The organism is Caballeronia sp. BR00000012568055, from assembly GCF_029439455.1.
In the GTDB taxonomy this organism is placed as follows: Bacteria; Pseudomonadota; Gammaproteobacteria; order Burkholderiales; family Burkholderiaceae; genus Caballeronia.
Genome location: NZ_JAQFVG010000173.1, coordinates 1 through 2,042 on the forward strand (window position 1 = coordinate 1; position 2,042 = coordinate 2,042).

Sequence of the window (2,042 nt, forward strand, 5' to 3'; positions counted from 1 at the left end):
CGCCTCTCCTGATGGTATCGGTGAAGCTCGGCAGGAGTTATGCCATAGTTTTTCGCCTTTCGCATCGTCACGGTGCGAAGCTTCGATTTATCCGTAGTTCGGTTATACACGTCGATCGCCTGCAGGACGACTCTCTCAAGCGGACGAGGCAAAATAGGTGAGAGCTTAGACCTCTCACGACGTTTTGTCCGTTCGAGAAGATTGTTTTCGCGCGAGTAGCCTTGTTCGGTTTGTTCGGACACGATGCGTATCAATATTTCATTGAAGCGCTCGCCGACAGGCCTTAGATCCGGCCTCGCCCCAGGCGGGTTGAACATTATTCCGCCGTAGGAATTCGTTACCGACGAGCGAACTGCGCGCGACTTCCCCGGACCATTGTCATTGCAGATTCCGTCGAAATTTCCAGTCAGCAGCCCCGGGAGTGGATCTAGGCCCAGTTCCGACAAATAATAGTCCATAGGAAGTAGCGCAGAAATGAGGCATCTCAGGTAGCCCTCGCCTCTTTCACCTTGAGTACATATGGCATATCCCCGGACGGCTCCGGTCAAACGTGAGATAGCGAGAATCAAGATCAAAGATACGGCTTGGACCTTTCCAAGAACAAGTGCGCCGACGGGAATCTTGAAGTGAAACCCGTCGATGTCCAATATCTCAATAACAGATTGGGTTAGTTCGCTTGACGTTCCCGGCCGCGGATCCACATCTTTGGATGTAGCTTGCGGTCCATTTCTTAGTGGAAGCAATCTATTCTCTTGGACGATTCCCTTATATCTGTACCTCATGCGACGATATGATGGAGTATCGTCAACGGGACGATTTTTATAGCGTCGGGGGATCATTCGGCTTTGGGTCGTGGCCAAGCTCGCCTTGTCACCCGCCGCCCAATCAATTTCGAGAGCTTCCGTCATATTCCTGAGGTCTCGCGCGTCGACGCGTCTTGCTTTTCGGACATACTTCTTGCCGTTCGCCTCCGCACGGGCTTTGTCGAGTTTCTCTTTCGCAGATAGCGGCCCGGGTTTGGTCGCAGGTGAAAGGCGTCTTTTCCCAGGACCTCCGCGGTCTTCGGTTCGGGCAAGCAGCGTGTTCCAGCCTTTCCCGTCATCTGGCCCGTTCTCTCCTCCGTACCAAAAGAACTTCGTCACTACTTTCAGAACGTAGGACCTGAATCCCTTCCCGCCAGCGATTGCTTTGCGCATCTCTTCGATGCGCTGACTTCGAAGCGAAGAGTCGAAGATAATGAAGTCATTGACAATGAAGTCGGATGGTCGTCCCTTTTCCACCGTGTCGACCATGATGAGTGCTTTGACCAAGGACACGCGTTCTTCCCAACCGACCAAGGAGCTTACAGGCGCGTTGGCGAGCGGCACTTGCATGCATCGCGGGCGGGTCAATGTTGCTATCGGCCTCACTCTTGACGTCCAGTCTTGAGCGTCTACATTAATGGCTCTCGGAATGCGGCATGCTGGTGGAGGCTTCCCGACGTTGATCGTCTGGGCATAAAGGGTTCTCGAGTCTGGTTCCCATGCAACGGCGATGTAAGCTACACCCTCTTCGTCGTCCGAAAGCGTGTAGATCGCGTAGCGGTAAAGGTTTGCGGGCCAAACGGCCTCGTGAAGCTGCCGCAACTGTGACACGACAATGTCATCGGCAACTGGAGGTTTAAGGCGCGGTTTTTCCTTTTTCATCGAAATCCTCACGAAGGAACAACGGCAAGTCCTCACGCAGATATTTATCGTGATCCACGTAAAGAAATCCGAAGGAAACGCCTATTGCAAACAACTCGAAGGCATGGTCGATTGACACGCCCATGTGTCGAGCGTGACGATCGAGAATGTGTGCAAGGGTTCCCCTGAGCGACCGTGTTTTCACGCGACCTGCGAGTATTCGTGCTTCATCGTAGTAGTCCCAAATGTTCATTTGGACAATCCAGCGACTCATCAAAAAGTTATTACCGTAGGCCTTCTTCGTGAAGCGGTTACCGCGGATCATTTGCCACGTCCATTCACGTTCTAGGATGGCCGACTTTTCGTTCACTTCCCTTG

Annotated in this window: 2 protein-coding genes; both read right to left on the reverse strand. The window is 52.8% G+C overall.

Going from position 1 to position 2,042, the window contains the following annotated elements:
- Nucleotides 1-1,685 (reverse strand): hypothetical protein (locus tag P7F28_RS09430; RefSeq protein WP_277184241.1); only part of this gene is annotated, 1,685 nt, incomplete at its 3' end.
- The coding region (locus P7F28_RS09435) for a hypothetical protein (protein ID WP_277184242.1) at nt 1,660-2,042 on the reverse strand (383 nt) is incomplete at its 5' end. The genes P7F28_RS09430 and P7F28_RS09435, both read right to left, overlap by 26 nt.